This is a genomic window from Streptomyces sp. Xyl84, assembly GCF_059731885.1.
In genome coordinates this window covers 5235554-5253139 of record NZ_AP029182.1, presented here as the reverse complement: position 1 = coordinate 5253139, position 17586 = coordinate 5235554, and the positions used below count along the sequence as shown (strand labels likewise).

Genomic DNA, 17586 nt, shown 5'->3' with positions numbered 1-17586 from the left:
GGGCGGGCCTCGCGGCGTCAGGTGCGTGCTCTCGGCGTGCCGGGCCCTGACCCTCGTACCGGACGTACTCGGGTCTGGGCCCGGTGCGGCGAGAGTGCGTGCATGGCGTCGCGAGGCAGGCGGGAATGTGACGACAGGGCCTAGGGTGCGACGCGGCAGGTGACCGCCCGCGACCGATCCCGACACCTGGCGGTAACGAAAACGTCACGCTTGCAGGACCTTGCGGAAATTTTCTTGCAACGTCTTTCGCAAGGGATTGCAGTCTTGCTACGTTCCTCCCGCGCCCGGCGGCCGTCGATTGGGACAGACGGCACCCGCGGTCCTCCCAAGGGATGATCCGGGCACCCACTTCTAGGGAGTTCATATGCGACGTGGCATATCGATCGCCGCCGCGGTCACCGTGGTCGCGCTGGCCGCCTCGGCCTGCGGCGGGTCGGACAGCGACTCGTCGAGCAAGCCGAAGGACCCCAAGGACATCTCAGGGACGATCACGTACTGGGACACCTCGGACGCGGCGACCGAAGCCCCGACGTACAAGGCCCTGGTCAAGCAGTTCGAGGCCAAGTACCCGAAGATCAAGGTGAACTACCAGAGCGTTCCGTTCACCGACGTCGAGCAGAAGTTCAAGTCGGCCGCCAAGAGCGGCAAGGGCGCGCCCGACGTGGTCCGCACCGACGTCGGCCTGATGGCGGAGTACGCCTCGCTGGGCTACATCGCCCCGCTGGACGGCACCCCGGCCCTCAAGGACGCCTCCGACTTCAACGCGACGCCGCTGAACACCGCCAAGTACAACGGCAAGACCTACGGCGTCCCGTCGGTCACCGACACGCTGGGCCTGCTCTACAACAAGAAGCTGCTCAAGCAGGCCGGCATCGCCAAGCCGCCGGCCACCTGGGACGAGTTCATCACCGACTCCAAGGCCATCAAGCAGAAGACCGGGGCCTACGGCACCTACGTCAACCCGGACTCCTACTTCCTGCTGCCGCTGCTCTACAGCAACGGCGCGGACCTGGCCGACCCGTCCGGCAAGAAGATCACCATCAGCAACGACGCCGCCGTCACCGCGCTCACCACCGCGAAGAAGATCAACGACGAGGCCTCGATGAAGGTCGACTTCGCGAACGCCTACCAGAACATGCAGACGGCCTTCAAGAACGGCAAGGTCGCCATGCTGATCCAGGGCCCCTGGTCCGTCAGCGACGACCTCACCGGCTCGGCGTTCAAGGGCGACGAGTCCAACCTGGGCTTCGCCAACGTCCCGGCCGGCGCCGGCGGCAAGGCCCAGGCCCCGACCGGCGGCCACAACCTCACGGTCTACCAGGGCTCCGGCAACCTGGACGCCAGCTACCTGTTCACGCAGTTCATGACCTCCACCGAGAGCCAGATCGCCATCGCCAAGGGCACCGGCACGCTGCCGACCCGCAAGTCGGCGTACACCGGCGAGGTCACCGCCAACGCCAAGATCGCCGGCTTCAAGCCGATCCTGGAGCAGACCGCCCGCCCGCGCGTGGCCCTGCCGCAGGTCGGTTCGCTCTTCACCCCGCTGCAGCAGAACTACGTGAAGATCCTCCAGGGCGACCAGTCGGTCAAGGGCGGCCTCGACGCCACCGCCAAGGAGTTCCAGAAGCTCCTGCCCGGCTTCTCCATCGGCTGACCCGCACCCGCCGCAGGCCCTGCCGCCGCCGTACGGCAGCCGGCCGTGGCCGCGCGGCGGCCCGCCGTAGCGCTACGGCAACCGAAGGACACGCAGCCCCGGGGAAAGGACCTCCCCGCTGCCGCCCCGACCGGGGCTCCCCGGGGCTGCGGAACCACCCGACTTCGTCCGCGAAAGAGCCGATGAGTATGACGACCGCAGCGAGCACCGGACAGACCCACAAGACAGCGAGCGGCGACAGGTCCCCGCGCCCGGCCCGCCCCTCGGCGCTCAGGCGATCCTGGGACAAGTACTGGTACGCCTGGGCCATGGTGGCCCCGGTCGCCATCGTCATCACCCTGCTCGTCCTGTATCCGCTGGGGTACGGCTTCTACCAGTCGCTGACGAACGCGAACGAGTCGAACGTCGCCACCACCATCGGCGCCTTCCACCGCCCGGCCACCTACGACTTCGTCGGCCTCGACAACTACTGGCACGTCCTGTCGGGCGCGGACGGCGACTTCTACCCGCGCCTGGTGTGGACGGTCGTGTGGACCGTGTCCTGCGTGGTGCTCCAGGTCGGTCTCGGCATGGCGCTCGCCGTGCTGCTCAACCGCGAGATGCGGCTGCGCGGCTTCTACCGGGCGATGCTGATCCTGCCCTGGGCCGTCCCGTCGTTCATCGGCGTCTTCGCCTGGCGGCTGATGCTCAACTCCCAGTACGGCGTCTTCAACGACATCATCACGGCCTTCGGCCTGCCCGCGCAGAACTGGCTGGGCACCCCGCTGGCCCAGAAGATCGCCGTCATCATGGTCAACGTCTGGATCGGCATCCCCTTCAACATGGTCGCCCTGCTCGGCGGACTCCAGTCGATCCCCAAGGAGCTGTACGAGGCCGCCGAGATGGACGGCGCCTCGCCCTGGCAGCGCTTCGTCAACGTCACGCTGCCCGGCCTGAAGCCGGTCTCCAGCACGGTGATCCTGCTGGGCTGCATCTGGACGTTCAACATGTTCAACGTCATCTACCTGCTGCTGGGCAACAACACCACCGGCGACACCGACATCCTCGTCACCTTCGCCTTCCACAAGGCCTTCAACGGGATCTCCGACTACGCGGGAGCGGCCACCTACGGCATCATCATCCTCGCTCTCCTGCTGGCCTTCTCGACCTTCTACCGCCGCAGCACCCTGAAGTCCGAGCAGGCGTAAGGAGCCACCGCCATGACCGCAGCAACGCACGAGACCGGCGCCGCCGCGCCCGCTGCCGCCCCCGCCCGCCCCGCCGCCGCCGACGCGCGCCCGCGCAAGGTGCGCGGGCGCGAGGAGCGCAGTCCCTGGGCCTCCGTGGTCCTGCACTGCACGCTGATCCTCGCCACCGTGATCGCCGCGTTCCCCGTGGTGTGGATCCTGTTCATCTCGCTCGGCCCGAAGAACGCCTGGCAGGAGCCGGGGCAGGTGTTCAAGCACCTGAGCCTGCACAACTACAGCGACGTACTGGCCCATTCGGACCTGGCCAAGTGGTTCCTGAACACCGTCATCGTGGCGGGCGGCACCACCGTGCTCGGCGTCTTCCTCGCCTCGACCGCCGGATACGCCGTGTCCCGGATGCGGTTCCCGGGCAGCCGGCAGCTGATGTGGACGTTCCTGGTCACCCAGATGTTCCCCAGTATCGTACTGATCGTGCCGCTGTACCTGCTGATGTCCGAGTTGCACCTGCTCGACAACTACTTCGGGCTGATCCTGGCGTACGCGACCACGGCGGTGCCGTTCTGCGCCTGGATGATGAAGGGCTACTTCGACACCATCCCCAAGGAGATAGACGAGGCGGGCCGGGTGGACGGGCTCACCCCGATCGGCACCTTCTGGCGGCTGATCGTGCCGCTGGCCAAGCCGGGCCTGGCGGTGACCGCGTTCTACAGCTTCCTCACCGCCTGGGGCGAGGTCGCCTACGCGACGCAGTTCATGCAGTCCGACCACTACACGCTCGCCGTCGGCATCCGCACCTTCGCGCAGGACCAGCGCCCCGACTGGGCGTGGACCTCCGCCACCGCCATCATCATCACCATCCCGGCGGCCCTCGTGTTCATGCTCGTCCAGCGCAGCCTGGTCTCCGGGCTGACGGCCGGCGGCACCAAGTCCTGAGCGCACCCGGCTCCCCGGCCGCCCGCCGGCCGGCCCGCCGGGCCCGGCACCGGCGGGCCCGGCCGCCACCCCGGCCCCGCCCGCCGGTCCAGCGCCTTCGTCGTTCCCCTCGTACCCCTTAAGGGAATCCATGACCCAGCACGTCACCGACACAGTCCCCACCGAAGCCTCCGCCGCCGCCTCCGGGCGCCGGGAGTGGTGGCGCGACGCGGTCATCTACCAGGTCTACCCGCGCAGTTTCGCCGACGGCAACGGCGACGGCATGGGCGACCTGCCCGGCATCCGCGCCCGTCTGCCGTACCTGAAGAAGCTCGGGGTCGACGCCGTCTGGCTCTCGCCGTTCTACGCCTCCCCGCAGGCCGACGCCGGGTACGACGTCGCCGACTACCGGGCCATCGACCCGATGTTCGGCACCCTCACCGACGCCGACGACCTGGTCCGCGACGCCCACGCCCTGGGTCTGCGGGTCATCGTCGACGTGGTCCCCAACCACTGCTCCGACCAGCACGAGTGGTTCAAGCAGGCGCTGCGCGAGGGCCCCGGCTCCCCGCTGCGCGACCGCTTCCACTTCCGCACCGGCAAGGGCGACAGCGGCGAACTGCCGCCCAACGACTGGGAGTCCATCTTCGGCGGGCCGGCCTGGACCCGGGTCACCGAGCCGGACGGCACCCCGGGCCAGTGGTACCTGCACCTGTTCGCGCCCGAGCAGCCCGACTTCAACTGGGACCACCCGGCCGTGCACGACGAGTTCCGCTCCATCCTGCGGTTCTGGCTGGACCTGGGCATCGACGGCTTCCGCATCGACGTGGCGCACGGCCTGGTCAAGGCCGCCGGGCTGCCCGACATCGGCCACGACGAGCAGGTCAAGCTGCTCGGCACGCAGGCCGTCCCGTACTTCGACCAGGACGGCGTGCACGAGATCTACCGCAGCTGGCGCCGGATCCTGGAGGAGTACGCCGGGGACCGGATCGCCGTCGCCGAGGCCTGGACGCCGACCGTGGAGCGCAGCGCCCTGTACCTGCGCCCCGACGAGCTGCACCAGGCGTTCAACTTCTCCTACCTGACGACCGGTTGGGACGCGGCCGAGCTGCGCGACGTCATCGACCGCTCGCTGCGCGCCATGAACGCCGTGCACGCGCCCGCGACCTGGGTGCTCTCCAACCACGACGTCGTACGGCACTCCACGCGCCTCGCGGAAGGGGACGAGGCGCGTGGTCTGCGCCGGGCCCGGGCGGCGACGCTGCTGATGCTCGCGCTGCCCGGCTCGGCGTACCTCTACCAGGGCGAGGAGCTGGGTCTGCCCGAGGTCGTCGACCTGCCCGACGAGGTCCGCCAGGACCCGGCGTTCTTCCGCAGCTCGGGCCAGGACGGCACCCGCGACGGCTGCCGGGTGCCCCTGCCGTGGTCCGGGCAGCTCCCGCCGTTCGGTTTCGGTCCCGTCGAGGGCGGCCCGAGCTGGCTGCCGCAGCCCGCGAGCTGGCGCGCCCTGACCGTCGAGGCGCAGGAGGGCGACCCCAACTCCACGCTGGAGTTCTACCGCAGCGCGCTCGCCGTCCGCCGCGAGCACCCCGCGCTGGGCGCCGGCCGCCAGATCACCTGGCTGGACAGCCCCGAGGGCACGCTCTCCTTCCGTCGCGACACCGACGAGGGCTCCTTCGTGTGCACGGTCAACCTGACCGCCACACCGGTCACGCTGGCCACACCGGGCACTCTTCTGCTCGCCAGCTCCGACGTGGGGCCCGGCACCGACTTGACGCAACTTCCCGGGGACTGCGCCGTCTGGTGGGCAGTCTGAGATGCAGCCGGTACAGTCCACTCCTGTGACCACACGGCTTGCCGACATCGCTGCGCAGGCGGGGGTGAGCGAAGCGACCGTCAGCCGCGTCCTGAACGGGAAGCCGGGCGTCGCCGCCACCACCCGCCAGTCCGTGCTCGCCGCACTCGACGTTCTGGGCTACGAACGTCCGGTGCGGCTGCGCCAGCGCAGTGAGGGCCTGGTGGGCCTGATCACCCCGGAGCTGGAGAATCCCATCTTCCCGGCGCTCGCCCAGGTGATCGGGCAGGCGCTGACCCGGCAGGGGTACACCCCGGTGCTGGCCACCCAGACGCCGGGCGGGTCCACCGAGGACGAGCTGACCGAGATGCTGGTGGACCGCGGGGTCGCGGGCATCATCTACGTCTCCGGACTGCACGCGGACACCACGGCCGACATGGAGCGCTACGAGCGGCTGCGCGCCCAGGGCGTGCCGTTCGTCCTGGTCGACGGCTTCTCGCCGAAGGTGCAGGCGCCGTTCATCTCCCCCGACGACCGGGCCGCCATGACGCTGGCCGTCACCCACCTCGTCTCGCTGGGCCACCACCGGATCGGTCTGGCCCTCGGGCCGAAGCGGTTCGTGCCGGTGCAGCGCAAGATAGAGGGCTTCGTGCGCGCGATGCAGGACCAGCTGGGCCTGGCGCCCGACGCCGTGGAGACGGAGCTGGTCCAGCACTCCCTGTACACGCTGGAGGGCGGCCAGGCCGCGGCGACGTCGCTCATCGCGCGAGACTGCACCGCGATCGTGTGCGCCAGCGACATGATGGCGCTCGGTGCCATCCGCGCGGCCCGGCAGCAGGGCATGGCGGTTCCCCGGGACTTCTCCGTCGTCGGCTTCGATGACTCCCCGCTGATCGCCTTCACCGACCCGCCGCTGACCACGGTCCGCAAGCCGGTCCCGGCGATGGGCCAGGCGGCGGTGCGCACGCTGCTGGAGGAGATCGGCGGGACGCCCGCGCCGCACAGCGAGTTCGTGTTCATGCCCGAGCTGGTGGTCCGCGGCTCGACGGCGTCGGCGCCCAAGCCCCGCTCCTGACCCCGCCCTCAGCTCGCCGCCGCGCCCGCCCCCGCGTCCGCGCCCGCCGCGGAACAGGCGCGCGGGACCCGGCCGGGGCATCACCGGCGGAAGAGGGCTTTTCTGGCACACTCTGTGCCTATGGGTGATACGGCCGTGACTCGACGGGAAGGTCCCGGAAAGGGCCTTCCGTACCCCGTCACGGCCGGCGGGCGCACCCCGCCCGCGCGCCGGCCGCGGGCCCCGCGCCGGCCCCGCCTCTGGTTCGAGATCCTGCTGATCGCGGTGAGTTACTGGACGTACTCCCTGATCCGCAACGCGGTCCCGGAGCAGAAGGCGGCGGCCCTGCGCAACGCCGACTGGGTCTGGCACACCGAGCACCGCCTGGGCATCGCCGTCGAGCAGGCCGTCAACCATGCCGCCGACTCGGTGACTTGGCTGATCGTCGGCATGAACTACTACTACGCGACCCTGCACTTCGTGATCACCGTGGGCGTCCTGGTGTGGCTCTACCGCGTCCACCCCGGCCGGTACGCGGCGGCCCGCCTCGCCCTCTTCGCGACCACCGGCACGGCCCTGCTCGGTTACTACCTGTACCCGCTGGCGCCGCCGCGTCTGATGGCGGGCGGTCGCTTCGTCGACACCGTCCAGGTGCACCACACCTGGGGCTCCATGGCCTCCGGCGACCTCAAGCACATGTCCAACCAGTACGCCGCGATGCCGTCCATGCACATCGGCTGGTCCCTGTGGTGCGGTCTGACCCTGCTCGCCCTGGCCACCGTGCCGTGGGTGCGGGTCCTCGCCGCCCTCTACCCCGCGGTGACCCTGGTCGTCATCGTCGCCACCGCCAACCACTTCTGGCTGGACGCGGTCGGCGGGGTGCTCTGCCTGGCCCTCGGCCTCACCGCCGCGCGGGCCTGGTACGGCGTCCTGCCGCACGCCCTGCCGAGGGCGGCCTGGCAGGCGGCGGGGGCGTAGGCGCGGGCCGGGGCGGGGGCCCGCGCCCCCGCCTCCTCACATCTCGTAGAAGAGCGACTCCACGACGCCCCTGGCCCGGCGTGCGGTGCGCCGGTAGGCGTCGAGCATGTCGCCGACGTGACCGGGTCCGTAGCCGAGGTAGCGGCCCACGGCGGCCAGTTCCCGCGACTCGGTGGGGAACGTGTCGCCCGCCCGGCCGCGTACCAGCATCACCGCGTTGCGCACCCGGGTGGCCAGCAGCCACGCCTCGTCCAGGACGACGGCGTCCTCCTCGGTGACCAGACCGGCCGCCCGTGCCGCGGCGAGCGCCTGCCGGGTGCGGGTCGTGCGCAGGCCCGCCACCTCGGCGCCGTGCCGCAGCTGCAGCAGCTGCACGGTCCACTCCACGTCGGAGAGACCGCCGGGTCCGAGCTTGGTGTGCAGTTTGGGATCGGCGCCGCGCGGCAGCCGCTCGGACTCCATGCGGGCCTTCAGCCGCCGGATCTCGCGCACCGCGTCCTCGCCGAGGCCGCCCGCCGGGTACCGCAGCGGATCGATCAGCGCGGTGAACCGCCGTCCCAGGTCCTCGTCCCCGGCCACCGGCTCGGCCCGCAGCAGCGCCTGCGACTCCCACACCAGCGACCAGCGCCGGTAGTAGGCCTCGTACGCCTTGAGGGTGCGCACCACCGGTCCCGACTTGCCCTCGGGGCGCAGTCCCGCGTCGATGAGCAGCGGCGGGTCGGCGCTCGGGATCTGGAGCAGCCTGCGCATCTCGGCGACCACGCGGCCCGCGGCGTCGGCGGCCTCCCGCTCGTCGGCGCCCTCGCGCGGCTCGTGCACGAACAGCACGTCGGCGTCGGAGCCGTAGCCCAGTTCGTGACCGCCGAAGCGGCCCATGCCGATGACGGCGAACCGGGTCGGCAGCGTGTCCCCCCACCCGTCGCGCACCACCGCCCGCAGGGTGCCGGCGAGCGTCGCCGCCGTCAGGTCCGACACGGCGCCGCCCACCCGGTCCACGAGCGGGCCCGGGTCGGTCTCGGCGGGCTGGGCCTCGGTGCCGTAGGAGCCGACGATGTCGCCGGCGGCGGTGCGGAACAGCTCCCGCCGGCGCACCCCGCGCGCGGCCGTGACGCCCTGTTCGGCGCTCTCGGCACGGCCGACGGCGGCGAGGATCTCCTGTTCCAGCTGGGCCCGGCCGCGCGGCCGGAGGCCGCCCGCGTCGCCGCCGCCGTCGCCGAGCAGCGCCACCGCCTCCGGTGCCCGCATCAGCAGGTCGGGGGCGAGGCGTCCGGCGGACAGGACGCGGGCCAGGTTCTCGGCGGCGGCGCCCTCGTCGCGCAGCAGCCGCAGGTACCAGGGGGTCTTGCCGAGCGCGTCGGAGACCTTGCGGAAGTTGAGCAGTCCGGCGTCCGGGTCGGCGGAGTCCGCGAACCAGCCCAGCAGCACGGGCAGCAGGGTGCGCTGGATGGCGGCCTTGCGGGTGACGCCGGAGGCGAGGGCCTCCAGGTGGCGCAGGGCGGCGGCCGGGTCGGCGTACCCGAGCGCGACCAGCCGCTCGCGGGCCGCCTCGGTGCTGAGCCGGACCTCACCGGGGGCGAGCTGCGCGACGGCGTCGAGCAGCGGCCGGTAGAAGATCTTCTCGTGCAGGCGCCGTACGACACCGGTGTGCCGTTTCCACTCCCGCGTCAGGTCGGCCACCGGGTCGGCGCGCAGGCCGAGCGAGCGGCCCAGGCGGCGCAGGTCCGCGTCGTCCTCGGGCAGCAGGTGGGTGCGGCGCAGCCGGTAGAGCTGGATGCGGTGCTCCATGAAGCGCAGGAAGCGGTAGGCCTCGTCGAGCCGGCCGGCGTCCGCGCGGCCGACGTAGCCGCCCGCGGCCAGGGCCTGGAGGGCGTCCAGGGTGGTGCCGCTGCGCAGGGAGGCGTCGGCGCGGCCGTGCACGAGCTGGAGGAGCTGCACGGCGAACTCGACGTCCCGCAGCCCGCCGGGCCCGAGTTTCAGCTCGCGCTCGACCTCGCCGACGGGGATGTTCTCGACGACCCGGCGGCGCATCTTCTGCACGTCGGCGACGAAGTTCTCCCGCTCGGCGGCCTGCCAGACCAGCGGGGAGAGCGCGGCGACGTACTCCGCGCCCAGGCGCTCGTCCCCGGCGACCGGGCGGGCCTTCAGCAGCGCCTGGAACTCCCAGGTCTTCGCCCACCGCTGGTAGTAGGCGACGTGGCTGCTCAGGGTCCGTACGAGCGGGCCGTTGCGCCCCTCGGGCCGCAGGTTGGCGTCGACGGGCCAGATGCTGCCCTCGACGGTCGTCTCGGAGCAGACGCGCATCATCCGCGAGGCGAGACGGGTGGCGGCGCGCAGCGCGGCGGTCTCGTCGCCGCCGTCCTCGTGCGCGCTCTCCCCCACGAAGATGACGTCGACGTCGGAGACGTAGTTCAGTTCGTGGCCGCCGCACTTGCCCATGGCGATCACGGCGAGCCGGCACAGCGCGGCGTCCTCGGGCGCCTCGGCGGCCGCGATGCGCAGCGCGGCGCGCAGCGTGGCGGTGGCGAGGTCGGCCAGTTCGGCGGCGGTCTCGGCGACGCCGGTGGTGCCGCACACGTCGCGCGCGGCGATCGACAGCAGGCAGCGGCGGTAGGCGACGCGCAGCGCGACGGGGTCACCGGCCTCGGCGAGGCCGCGCTCGAACTCGGCCAGCCCCGGGTGCAGGTCCTGCGGCTCGTAGGTGACGAGGGCGCGCCAGTCCCCGGCGTGCCGGGCGAGGTGGTCGCCGAGCGCGGCGGACGCGCCGAGCACGCCGAGGAGCCGGTCGCGCAGGGGCTTGGCCGCTATCAGCGTGTCGAGCAGTTCCCGCCGGGCGGTCGGGGAGGGCTGGGCCTCCAGCAGCCGCACCAGCCCGCCCAGGGCGAGGTCCGGGTCGGCGGTGGCGCCGAGCGCCTCCAGCAGCACCGGGTCGTTGCGCACCGGCGCCAGCTCGGCGCTGTCCAGCAGCCGTTCGGCGGCCAGGGCATCGGTGAAGCCGTGCCGCAGCAGCCGAGTGAAGGTACTGCTCCTGCGCCCCGGCGCCGTCATCCCGGCCTCCCGTCGGATCTACGTGGTCCTGGCCAGAGCGTAGCGGGAGACTCCCCCTACGGCTGCGGAGCGGGGCGCCGGCGGTCCGGAAGGGGACCGTGCGTCAGCAGTTCACCTGCTCTTCACCTGCTGGGCCGGGCACGGCGGCACGGCATCACTTTGGCGTGTGCATGCTCTTCCCCGCCGAGTCTCCTCATTCCCCGGAGGTAACCGTGTCCGACAGTCCCCTCGCTGCCGACAGCCGTTGCGGCGCTCCCCTCGGCCCCGGCAAGCGGGCGCTGCGCCGCGGCCGCGCCGCCCTGGCGTCCGCCGCGGCCCTCGCGGCCGCGGCGGCGGGCCTGTGGACGGGCCTGAGCGGCGGCGCCGCGTCCGCGCAGGCGGCGACCGCGGTGCCCGCGCCGGACCACGTGGTCGTCGTGGTCTTCGAGAACCACGCCTACAGCCAGGTGATCGGCTCCTCCAGTGCCCCGTACCTGAACTCCCTCAAGTCCGGCGGCGCGAACCTCACCCAGGCCTACGCCGAGACCCACCCCAGCCAGCCCAACTACTTCGCCCTGTTCTCCGGCTCCACCCAGGGCGTCACCGACGACAGCTGCTACACGCCCGGCTTCTCCTCGGCACCGAACCTGGCCTCCGAGCAGCTCGCCGCAGGCCGCAGCTGGGCCAGCTACAACGAGACGCTGCCCAGCCAGGGCTCGACGACGTGCAGCAGCGGCAAGTACGCCCGCAAGCACAACCCGTGGTTCGGCTTCAGCAACGTGCCGACGTCGTCGGCGAAGACGTTCGCGCAGTTCCCGACGGACTACTCGACGCTCCCCCAGATGTCCTTCGTCACCCCGAACCTGTGCAGCGACATGCACGACTGCTCGGTCTCCACGGGCGACACCTGGCTGAAGAACAACCTCGGCGCGTACGCCACCTGGGCGAAGACGCACAACAGCCTGCTCGTCGTCACCTTCGACGAGGACGACAAGCTCAGCGGCAACCGCATCCCCACCGTCCTGTACGGCCAGCCGGTCGCTGCCGGCTCGACCAGCGCCACCACCTACAACCACTACGACCTGCTGCGCACCCTGGAGGACACGCAGCGCCTGAGCACGCACGCGGGCAACGCGGCGAACGCCCACGACATCACGGGCGTCTGGGCGTCCTGACATGTACGTAGCGGACAGCCGCGCGGGCACCGCGCACGCACCGGCGTCCGCGGAAGGCGCCGCCCGGCCGGGTGCCGGGCGGCGCCGCGCCGCGGTCGCCCCCACGGTCCTCGCCCTGGGCACGGTCAGCCTGATCACCGACGTGTCGTCGGAGATGGTGACGGCGGTACTGCCGCTGTACCTGGTCACGGGCCTCGGGCTCTCCCCGCTGGGCTTCGGCCTGCTGGACGGCGTCTACAACGGCTTCTCGGCCCTGGTCCGGCTGGCCGGGGGCCACCTGGCCGACCGGGGCAGGGGCGGCCACAAGTGGGTGGCCGGGCTGGGCTACGGCATCTCGGCGCTGTGCAAGCCGCTGCTGCTGCTCGTGCACAGCCTCACCCCCATCGGTCTGGTCCTGGCCGCCGACCGCACCGGCAAGGGCCTGCGCACCGCCCCGCGCGACGCGCTGATCTCCTTGTCCAGCACCCCGGAGACGAGGGGCCGCGCCTTCGGCGTCCACCGCGCGATGGACACGGCGGGCGCGCTGCTGGGCCCGCTGGCGGCGTTCTGGATCCTGCGGGCGACGGTGGACGGCTACGACGCGGTCTTCACGGTGAGCTTCTGCGTGGCGGCGGCGGGGGTGGTGGTCCTGGTCCTGTTCGTACCGTCCGGCCGGACCGGGCGTCCCCCGGCAAAACCCCCGCGCGAACACCCCGCCCCAGGTGAGGCACCCGCGCCGCGTGAGGCGCCCACCCCGCGTGAGGCGCCCACCCCGCGTGAGGCGACCGCGCCGCGTGAGGCGCCCGCGCCCCGTGAGGCGCCCGCCCCGCCCACGCCCCTCACCCCCTCCACGCCCCCCACCCTGCGCGCGGCCCTCGCCCTGCTCCGCCACCGTGACCTGCGCCGGATCACCCTCTGCGCCCTCCTCCTGGGGCTGGCCACGGTCAGCGACTCCTTCGTCTACCTCCTGCTCCAGCGCCGCCTGGGCGTCCCCGACCGCTGGTTCGCGCTGCTCCCGCTGGGCACGGCGGCGGCGTTCCTGCTGCTGGCGGTCCCGCTGGGCCGGCTGGCGGACCGGGTGGGCCGCTGGACGGTCTTCGTGGCCGGCCATGGCGCCCTGCTCCTCGCCTACGCCCTGCTGCTCACCTCCTGGCACGGCACCGCGCTGCCGTACGCGGTCCTGCTCCTGCACGGCACGTTCTACGCGGCGACGGACGGCGTCCTGATGGCGGCGGCCTCGGACGGCGTACCACCGGAACTGCGCTCCTCGGGCCTGGCCCTGGTCCAGACGGGCCAGGCCACGACCCGCTTCGTCTGCTCGCTGGCCTTCGGGGCGGCGTGGACCGTGTGGGGCGACCGCACGGCACTGACGGCATCGACACTGATCCTGGCGGCGTGCGCGGTGCTCTCCTGCTCCCTGCGCCCCCGCCCGAAAGGCACGGCACCGGCATGACGGCACGCGCCCGCATCATGATCCTGCTCGGGACGGTCCTCGTCCTGGCGGCGGTGGCGGTGGCCTCCGTGCTGCACGCCACGGCCCGCGCGGACCGCCGCGGCCTGCCGCAGGCGGGCGGCCCCCGGGTGTCGCCGGGCGAGGTGACCCTGACGGCCCCCGGCCGGATGGTCTTCCGCAACATGGCGTGGGGCCCGCACCGCGACGAACTGACGACGGTCCCGTCCACCGACCCCGCCGCCCCGCGCACCGCCTCGGGCGTCAAGTGCCTGCGCTTCTACGCCGCCGCGGGCACCGGAGTGTGCCTCCAGTCGGTGCACGGCCCGGTCTCGGACACCTACCGCGCCCTGATCCTGGACGCCCGGCTCAAGGAGCGCACGCGGTACGACGTCCCCGGCATCCCCTCGCGCGCCCGCGTCTCCCCCAGCGGCCGCTTCGCGGCATGGACGGCGTTCGTGGGCGGAGACTCGTACGCGGGCACGGACTTCTCGACCCGCGCGGCGATCGTGGACGTCCGCACGGGGAGGCTGATCCCCACCCTGGAGAAGTTCCGCATCGTCAAGGACGGCCGGCCCTACACGTCCCCCGACGTGAACTTCTGGGGCGTCACCTTCGCACCGGACGACCGCACCTTCTACGCCACGCTGGCGACGAAGGGCAAGACGTACCTGGTGAGAGGCGACCTGACGGCGAACACCCTCACCACGGTCCACCAGAACGTCGAATGCCCGTCCCTGTCCCCGGACGGCACGCGCATCGCCTACAAGAAACGGGTACCGGGCCTGCCCGGGGACGCCCCCTGGCGCCTGTACGTCCTGGACCTCCGGACGATGCGCGAAACGCCCCTGGCAGAACCCAGGAGCGTGGACGACCAGGCGGTCTGGCAGGACCCCCGGACCATCGTCTACGCCCTGCCCGGCGACTACGGCGCGGACCTGTACGCGGTCCCCGCCGACGGCACGGGCCGCTCGCGCCGCATCAGCACGGCGGCGGTGTCACCGGCGTTCACCGACCGGCCGGCGGTTCCGGCTGCGCCGCCCCCGGACTCCAGGCACTGACGGGCAGGCCGCTTCCCGCCCTCCCTTCGGTGCTGCCGCGGGCCGGACCGGCCGGTGGGGCCGGCGGAGCGGCCCCACCGGCATCGCCACCGCGCCCCTACAGCACCGGCAGATGCTTCCGCAGCTCGAACGCCGTGACCTCGGAGCGGTACTCCTCCCACTCCTGCTTCTTGTTGCGCAGGAAGAAGTCGAAGACGTGTTCGCCGAGGGTCTCTGCGACGAGGTCGCTGTTCTCCATGAGGGTCAGGGCCTCGCCGAGGTTCTGCGGGAGGGGTTCGATGCCCATGGCGCGGCGTTCGGCGTTGGAGAGGGCCCACACGTCGTCCTCGGCGCCGGGCGGGAGTTCGTAGCCCTCCTCGATGCCCTTGAGGCCGGCGGCGAGCAGGACGGCGTAGGTCAGGTACGGGTTCGCGCCGGAGTCGATCGAGCGGACCTCGACGCGGGCCGAGCCGGTCTTGCCGGGCTTGTACATCGGGACGCGGACCAGGGCGCTGCGGTTGTTGTGGCCCCAGCAGATGTAGGACGGGGCCTCGCCGCCGGCGCCCGCCGTGCGCTCGCTGCCGCCCCAGATGCGCTTGTAGGAGTTGACCCACTGGTTGGTGACGGCCGAGATCTCCGCCGCGTGGCGCAGCAGGCCCGCGATGAAGGAACGGCCGACCTTGGAGAGCTGGTACTCGGCGCCGGACTCGTAGAACGCGTTCCGGTCGCCCTCGAAGAGGGAGAGGTGGGAGTGCATGCCGGAGCCCGGGTACTCCGAGAACGGCTTCGGCATGAAGGTCGCCTGCAGGCCCTGCTCCAGCGCGACCTGCTTCATGACCAGGCGGAACGTCATGATGTTGTCGGCGGTGGAGAGCGCGTCGGCGTAGCGCAGGTCGATCTCCTGCTGGCCCGGCGCGCCCTCGTGGTGGGAGAACTCCACCGAGATGCCCATCGACTCCAGCATGGTGATCGCCTGGCGGCGGAAGTCCATGCCGATGGCCTGCGGGGTGTGGTCGAAGTAGCCGGAGTTGTCGGCGGGCGTGGGGCGGGAGCCGTCCAGCGGGCGGTTCTTCAGCAGGAAGAACTCGATCTCCGGGTGGGTGTAGAAGGTGAAGCCCAGGTCGGAGGTGCGGGCGAGGGCGCGCTTGAGGACGTAGCGGGGGTCGGCGAAGGACGGGGAGCCGTCCGGCATGAGGATGTCGCAGAACATGCGGGCCGTGCCGGGGGCCTCCGCCCGCCAGGGCAGGATCTGGAACGTGGACGGGTCCGGCTTGGCGATCATGTCGGACTCGTAGACGCGCGCGAAGCCCTCGATGGCGGAGCCGTCGAAGCCGATGCCCTCGTCGAAGGCCTGTTCCAGCTCGGCGGGGGCCACGGCCACGGACTTGAGGAAGCCCAGCACGTCCGTGAACCACAGGCGTACGAACCGGATGTCGCGCTCCTCCAACGTCCGGAGCACGAACTCCTGCTGCTTGTCCATCTTCCGCTTCCCCATCCTTGCTGGTCAGGCCGCCTGTGTCCGTACGTCGGCACGGGAGGCGGTCGGGCACGCGAGCATCACACCACACCAGCGTTTCACGCGCGTTGCGGACCTTGATCGTCCGGTGGCCGCCGGGCCGAACGCCGCGCGGACGGGCGGTGTACTGCCCTGCCGCCCATCTTGCCTCCTGAGCGGCCTCCTCGTAATGGCCGAGTCGTTTCGCGAGTGAGCGACGCCACGCCCGTTTAATTTGCATCTCAAATGCAAGTTTCAATACCGTTCACCTCAGTCGAGCGATCGAACTGTCGAGCGATCCGGTCGAGCCTTCGAGGAGTCACGATGCTGTCCGAACAGTCAGCAGCCACCGTCCGCGCCACCCTGCCCGCCGTGGGCGGTGCCATCGGCGAGATCACCGAGCTGTTCTACGCCAAGCTGTTCGACGCTCACCCGGAACTGCTGCGCGACCTGTTCAACCGTGGCAACCAGGCCTCCGGCGCCCAGAAGCAGGCCCTCGCGGGATCCATCGCCGCCTTCGCGACGTACCTGGTGAACAACCCGGACCAGCGCCCCGACCTGATGCTGCACCGCATCGCCCACAAGCACGCCTCCCTCGGCATCGTCCCCGAGCAGTACCCGATCGTCCACGAACACCTGTTCGCCGCCATCGCCGAGGTCCTCGGCGAGGCCGTGACGGCCGAGGTCGCCGCCGCCTGGACCGAGGTCTACTGGCTGATGGCCAATGCCCTCATGGCGATCGAGAAGCGCCTGTACGAGCAGAGCGAGCAGACCGGCTGGCGCGAGTGGAAGGTGGTCGAGCGGATCGAGGAGACCGCCGACGTCGCCACCTTCAGGCTGCGCCCCGCCGACGGGGGTCCGGTGCCCGGCTACCGCGCCGGCCAGTACGTCTCCGTCGGCGTCACCCTCGCGGACGGCGCCCGGCAGATCCGCCAGTACAGCCTGACCGCGGCGCCCGGCTCCCCGGAGCGGCAGTTCGCCGTCAAGCGGGTGAGCGGCGACGCCACGACCCCCGACGGCGAGGTCTCCAACCACCTGCACGCCCACGTGCGCGAGGGCGACGTCCTCCAGCTGTCCGCCCCCTACGGCGACCTCGTCCTGGAGGACACCGCCGCGCCGCTGCTGCTCGCCTCCGCGGGCATCGGCGTCACCCCGATGATCGCCATGCTGGACCAGCTCGCCGAGGCCGGCCACAGCGCCCCGGTGACCGTCGTGCACGCCGACCGCTCCCCCGCTGCGCACGCCCTGCGGGCCGACCACGAGGCGTACGCGGCCAAGCTGGCGGACGCGCGCACGGTCTTCTTCTACGAGCAGTACGACGAGGACGCGGCGGACGCGGCGGGCGCCGGCCGGCCCGGTCTGGCCGACCTCGGCGACGTCGAGGTCCCGGCCGGCACCCAGGCCTACCTGTGCGGCCCGCTGCCGTTCATGCGCGCGGTGCGCGAGCAGCTCCTCGCCAAGGGTGTGGCCGCGGCCGACATCCACTACGAGGTCTTCGGCCCGGACCTGTGGCTGGCCAAGGAGGCCACCGAGGCGGCCTGAGAGCCGTACCGCCGGGCGGTCGCGTGGCCCGACGGCCGCCTGACCTGACGGCTGCGCGGCCCGGCCCGGTGTGAAAGCCGCCGGCCGGAAGCGGTTCCCCCGACCGCCTCCGGCCGGCTTTTTCCGTTCCCGTCTCCCGTCCGCCTGACCGGCCTCCCGCTCACCGGCGGGCCGCTCACCGGCCGGCCCGTCGCCCTGGGGGGTGCCGTGGGTCTGGTGGCTGACTCAGGTGGCGCGGGGAGTCCACCGGGTCACGTGGGTCCGCTGGGTCATGTGAGTCCGCTAGCTCAGGTGGGTCCAC

The 17586-nt window shown here is 72.0% G+C and carries 12 protein-coding genes; 10 read left to right on the top strand and 2 right to left on the bottom strand.

Annotated elements, in window-relative coordinates:
- Positions 1-364: 364 nt before the first annotated feature.
- The 6 genes from AC6I72_RS22780 to AC6I72_RS22755 all read left to right on the top strand — a co-directional run bounded on the left by AC6I72_RS22780 (position 365) and on the right by AC6I72_RS22755 (position 7580).
- Positions 365-1654: an extracellular solute-binding protein gene (locus AC6I72_RS22780; protein WP_498003043.1), complete on the top strand. Its 1290-nt coding sequence runs from the start codon at positions 365-367 to the stop codon at positions 1652-1654.
- Positions 1655-1842: 188 nt separating this feature from the next.
- Complete coding sequence (locus AC6I72_RS22775; RefSeq protein WP_199811590.1) at positions 1843-2841, top strand: carbohydrate ABC transporter permease; 999 nt, start codon at positions 1843-1845, stop codon at positions 2839-2841.
- A gap of 12 nt (positions 2842-2853) precedes the next feature.
- Complete coding sequence (locus AC6I72_RS22770; protein WP_498003041.1) at positions 2854-3774, top strand: sugar ABC transporter permease; 921 nt, start codon at positions 2854-2856, stop codon at positions 3772-3774.
- Between the two features lie 130 nt (positions 3775-3904).
- Positions 3905-5569, top strand: coding sequence for a glycoside hydrolase family 13 protein (locus AC6I72_RS22765; protein ID WP_498003039.1), 1665 nt, complete (start codon positions 3905-3907; stop codon positions 5567-5569).
- A gap of 25 nt (positions 5570-5594) precedes the next feature.
- Entirely contained in the window at positions 5595-6623 is a 1029-nt protein-coding gene (locus AC6I72_RS22760; protein WP_498003037.1) for a LacI family DNA-binding transcriptional regulator, read from the top strand.
- A 120-nt stretch (positions 6624-6743) separates the two neighbouring features.
- Positions 6744-7580, top strand: coding sequence for a phosphatase PAP2 family protein (locus AC6I72_RS22755; protein ID WP_498003036.1), 837 nt, complete (start codon positions 6744-6746; stop codon positions 7578-7580).
- Between the two features lie 36 nt (positions 7581-7616).
- On the opposite strand, the gene AC6I72_RS22750 is transcribed toward AC6I72_RS22755, so the two are convergent.
- Positions 7617-10625 carry a bifunctional [glutamine synthetase] adenylyltransferase/[glutamine synthetase]-adenylyl-L-tyrosine phosphorylase gene (locus tag AC6I72_RS22750; RefSeq protein ID WP_498003035.1) on the bottom strand — a complete coding sequence of 1003 codons (3009 nt, stop codon included), beginning with the start codon at positions 10623-10625 and terminating at the stop codon, positions 7617-7619.
- Positions 10626-10903: 278 nt separating this feature from the next.
- Between AC6I72_RS22750 and AC6I72_RS22745 the strand changes: the two genes are divergently transcribed.
- Genes AC6I72_RS22745 through AC6I72_RS22735 form a run of 3 tightly spaced genes read left to right on the top strand, consistent with a single transcriptional unit; the run spans position 10904 to position 14269 of the window.
- Positions 10904-11779 carry an alkaline phosphatase family protein gene (locus AC6I72_RS22745; RefSeq protein ID WP_498004792.1) on the top strand — a complete coding sequence of 292 codons (876 nt, stop codon included), beginning with the start codon at positions 10904-10906 and terminating at the stop codon, positions 11777-11779.
- A gap of 1 nt (position 11780) precedes the next feature.
- Positions 11781-13211 (top strand): MFS transporter, encoded by a 1431-nt coding sequence (locus AC6I72_RS22740; RefSeq protein WP_498003033.1) that lies wholly within the window; start codon positions 11781-11783, stop codon positions 13209-13211.
- Positions 13208-14269 carry a TolB family protein gene (locus AC6I72_RS22735; RefSeq protein ID WP_498003031.1) on the top strand — a complete coding sequence of 354 codons (1062 nt, stop codon included), beginning with the start codon at positions 13208-13210 and terminating at the stop codon, positions 14267-14269. Before AC6I72_RS22740 ends, AC6I72_RS22735 begins: the two co-directional genes overlap by 4 nt.
- A gap of 97 nt (positions 14270-14366) precedes the next feature.
- On the opposite strand, the gene glnA2 is transcribed toward AC6I72_RS22735, so the two are convergent.
- On the bottom strand, positions 14367-15728 hold the full coding sequence (gene glnA2 / locus AC6I72_RS22730) for a gamma-glutamylpolyamine synthetase GlnA2 (protein ID WP_376360442.1): 1362 nt from the start codon (positions 15726-15728) through the stop codon (positions 14367-14369).
- Positions 15729-16067: 339 nt separating this feature from the next.
- Between glnA2 and AC6I72_RS22725 the strand changes: the two genes are divergently transcribed.
- Positions 16068-17285, top strand: coding sequence for a globin domain-containing protein (locus AC6I72_RS22725; protein ID WP_498003030.1), 1218 nt, complete (start codon positions 16068-16070; stop codon positions 17283-17285).
- Positions 17286-17586: the final 301 nt, after the last annotated feature.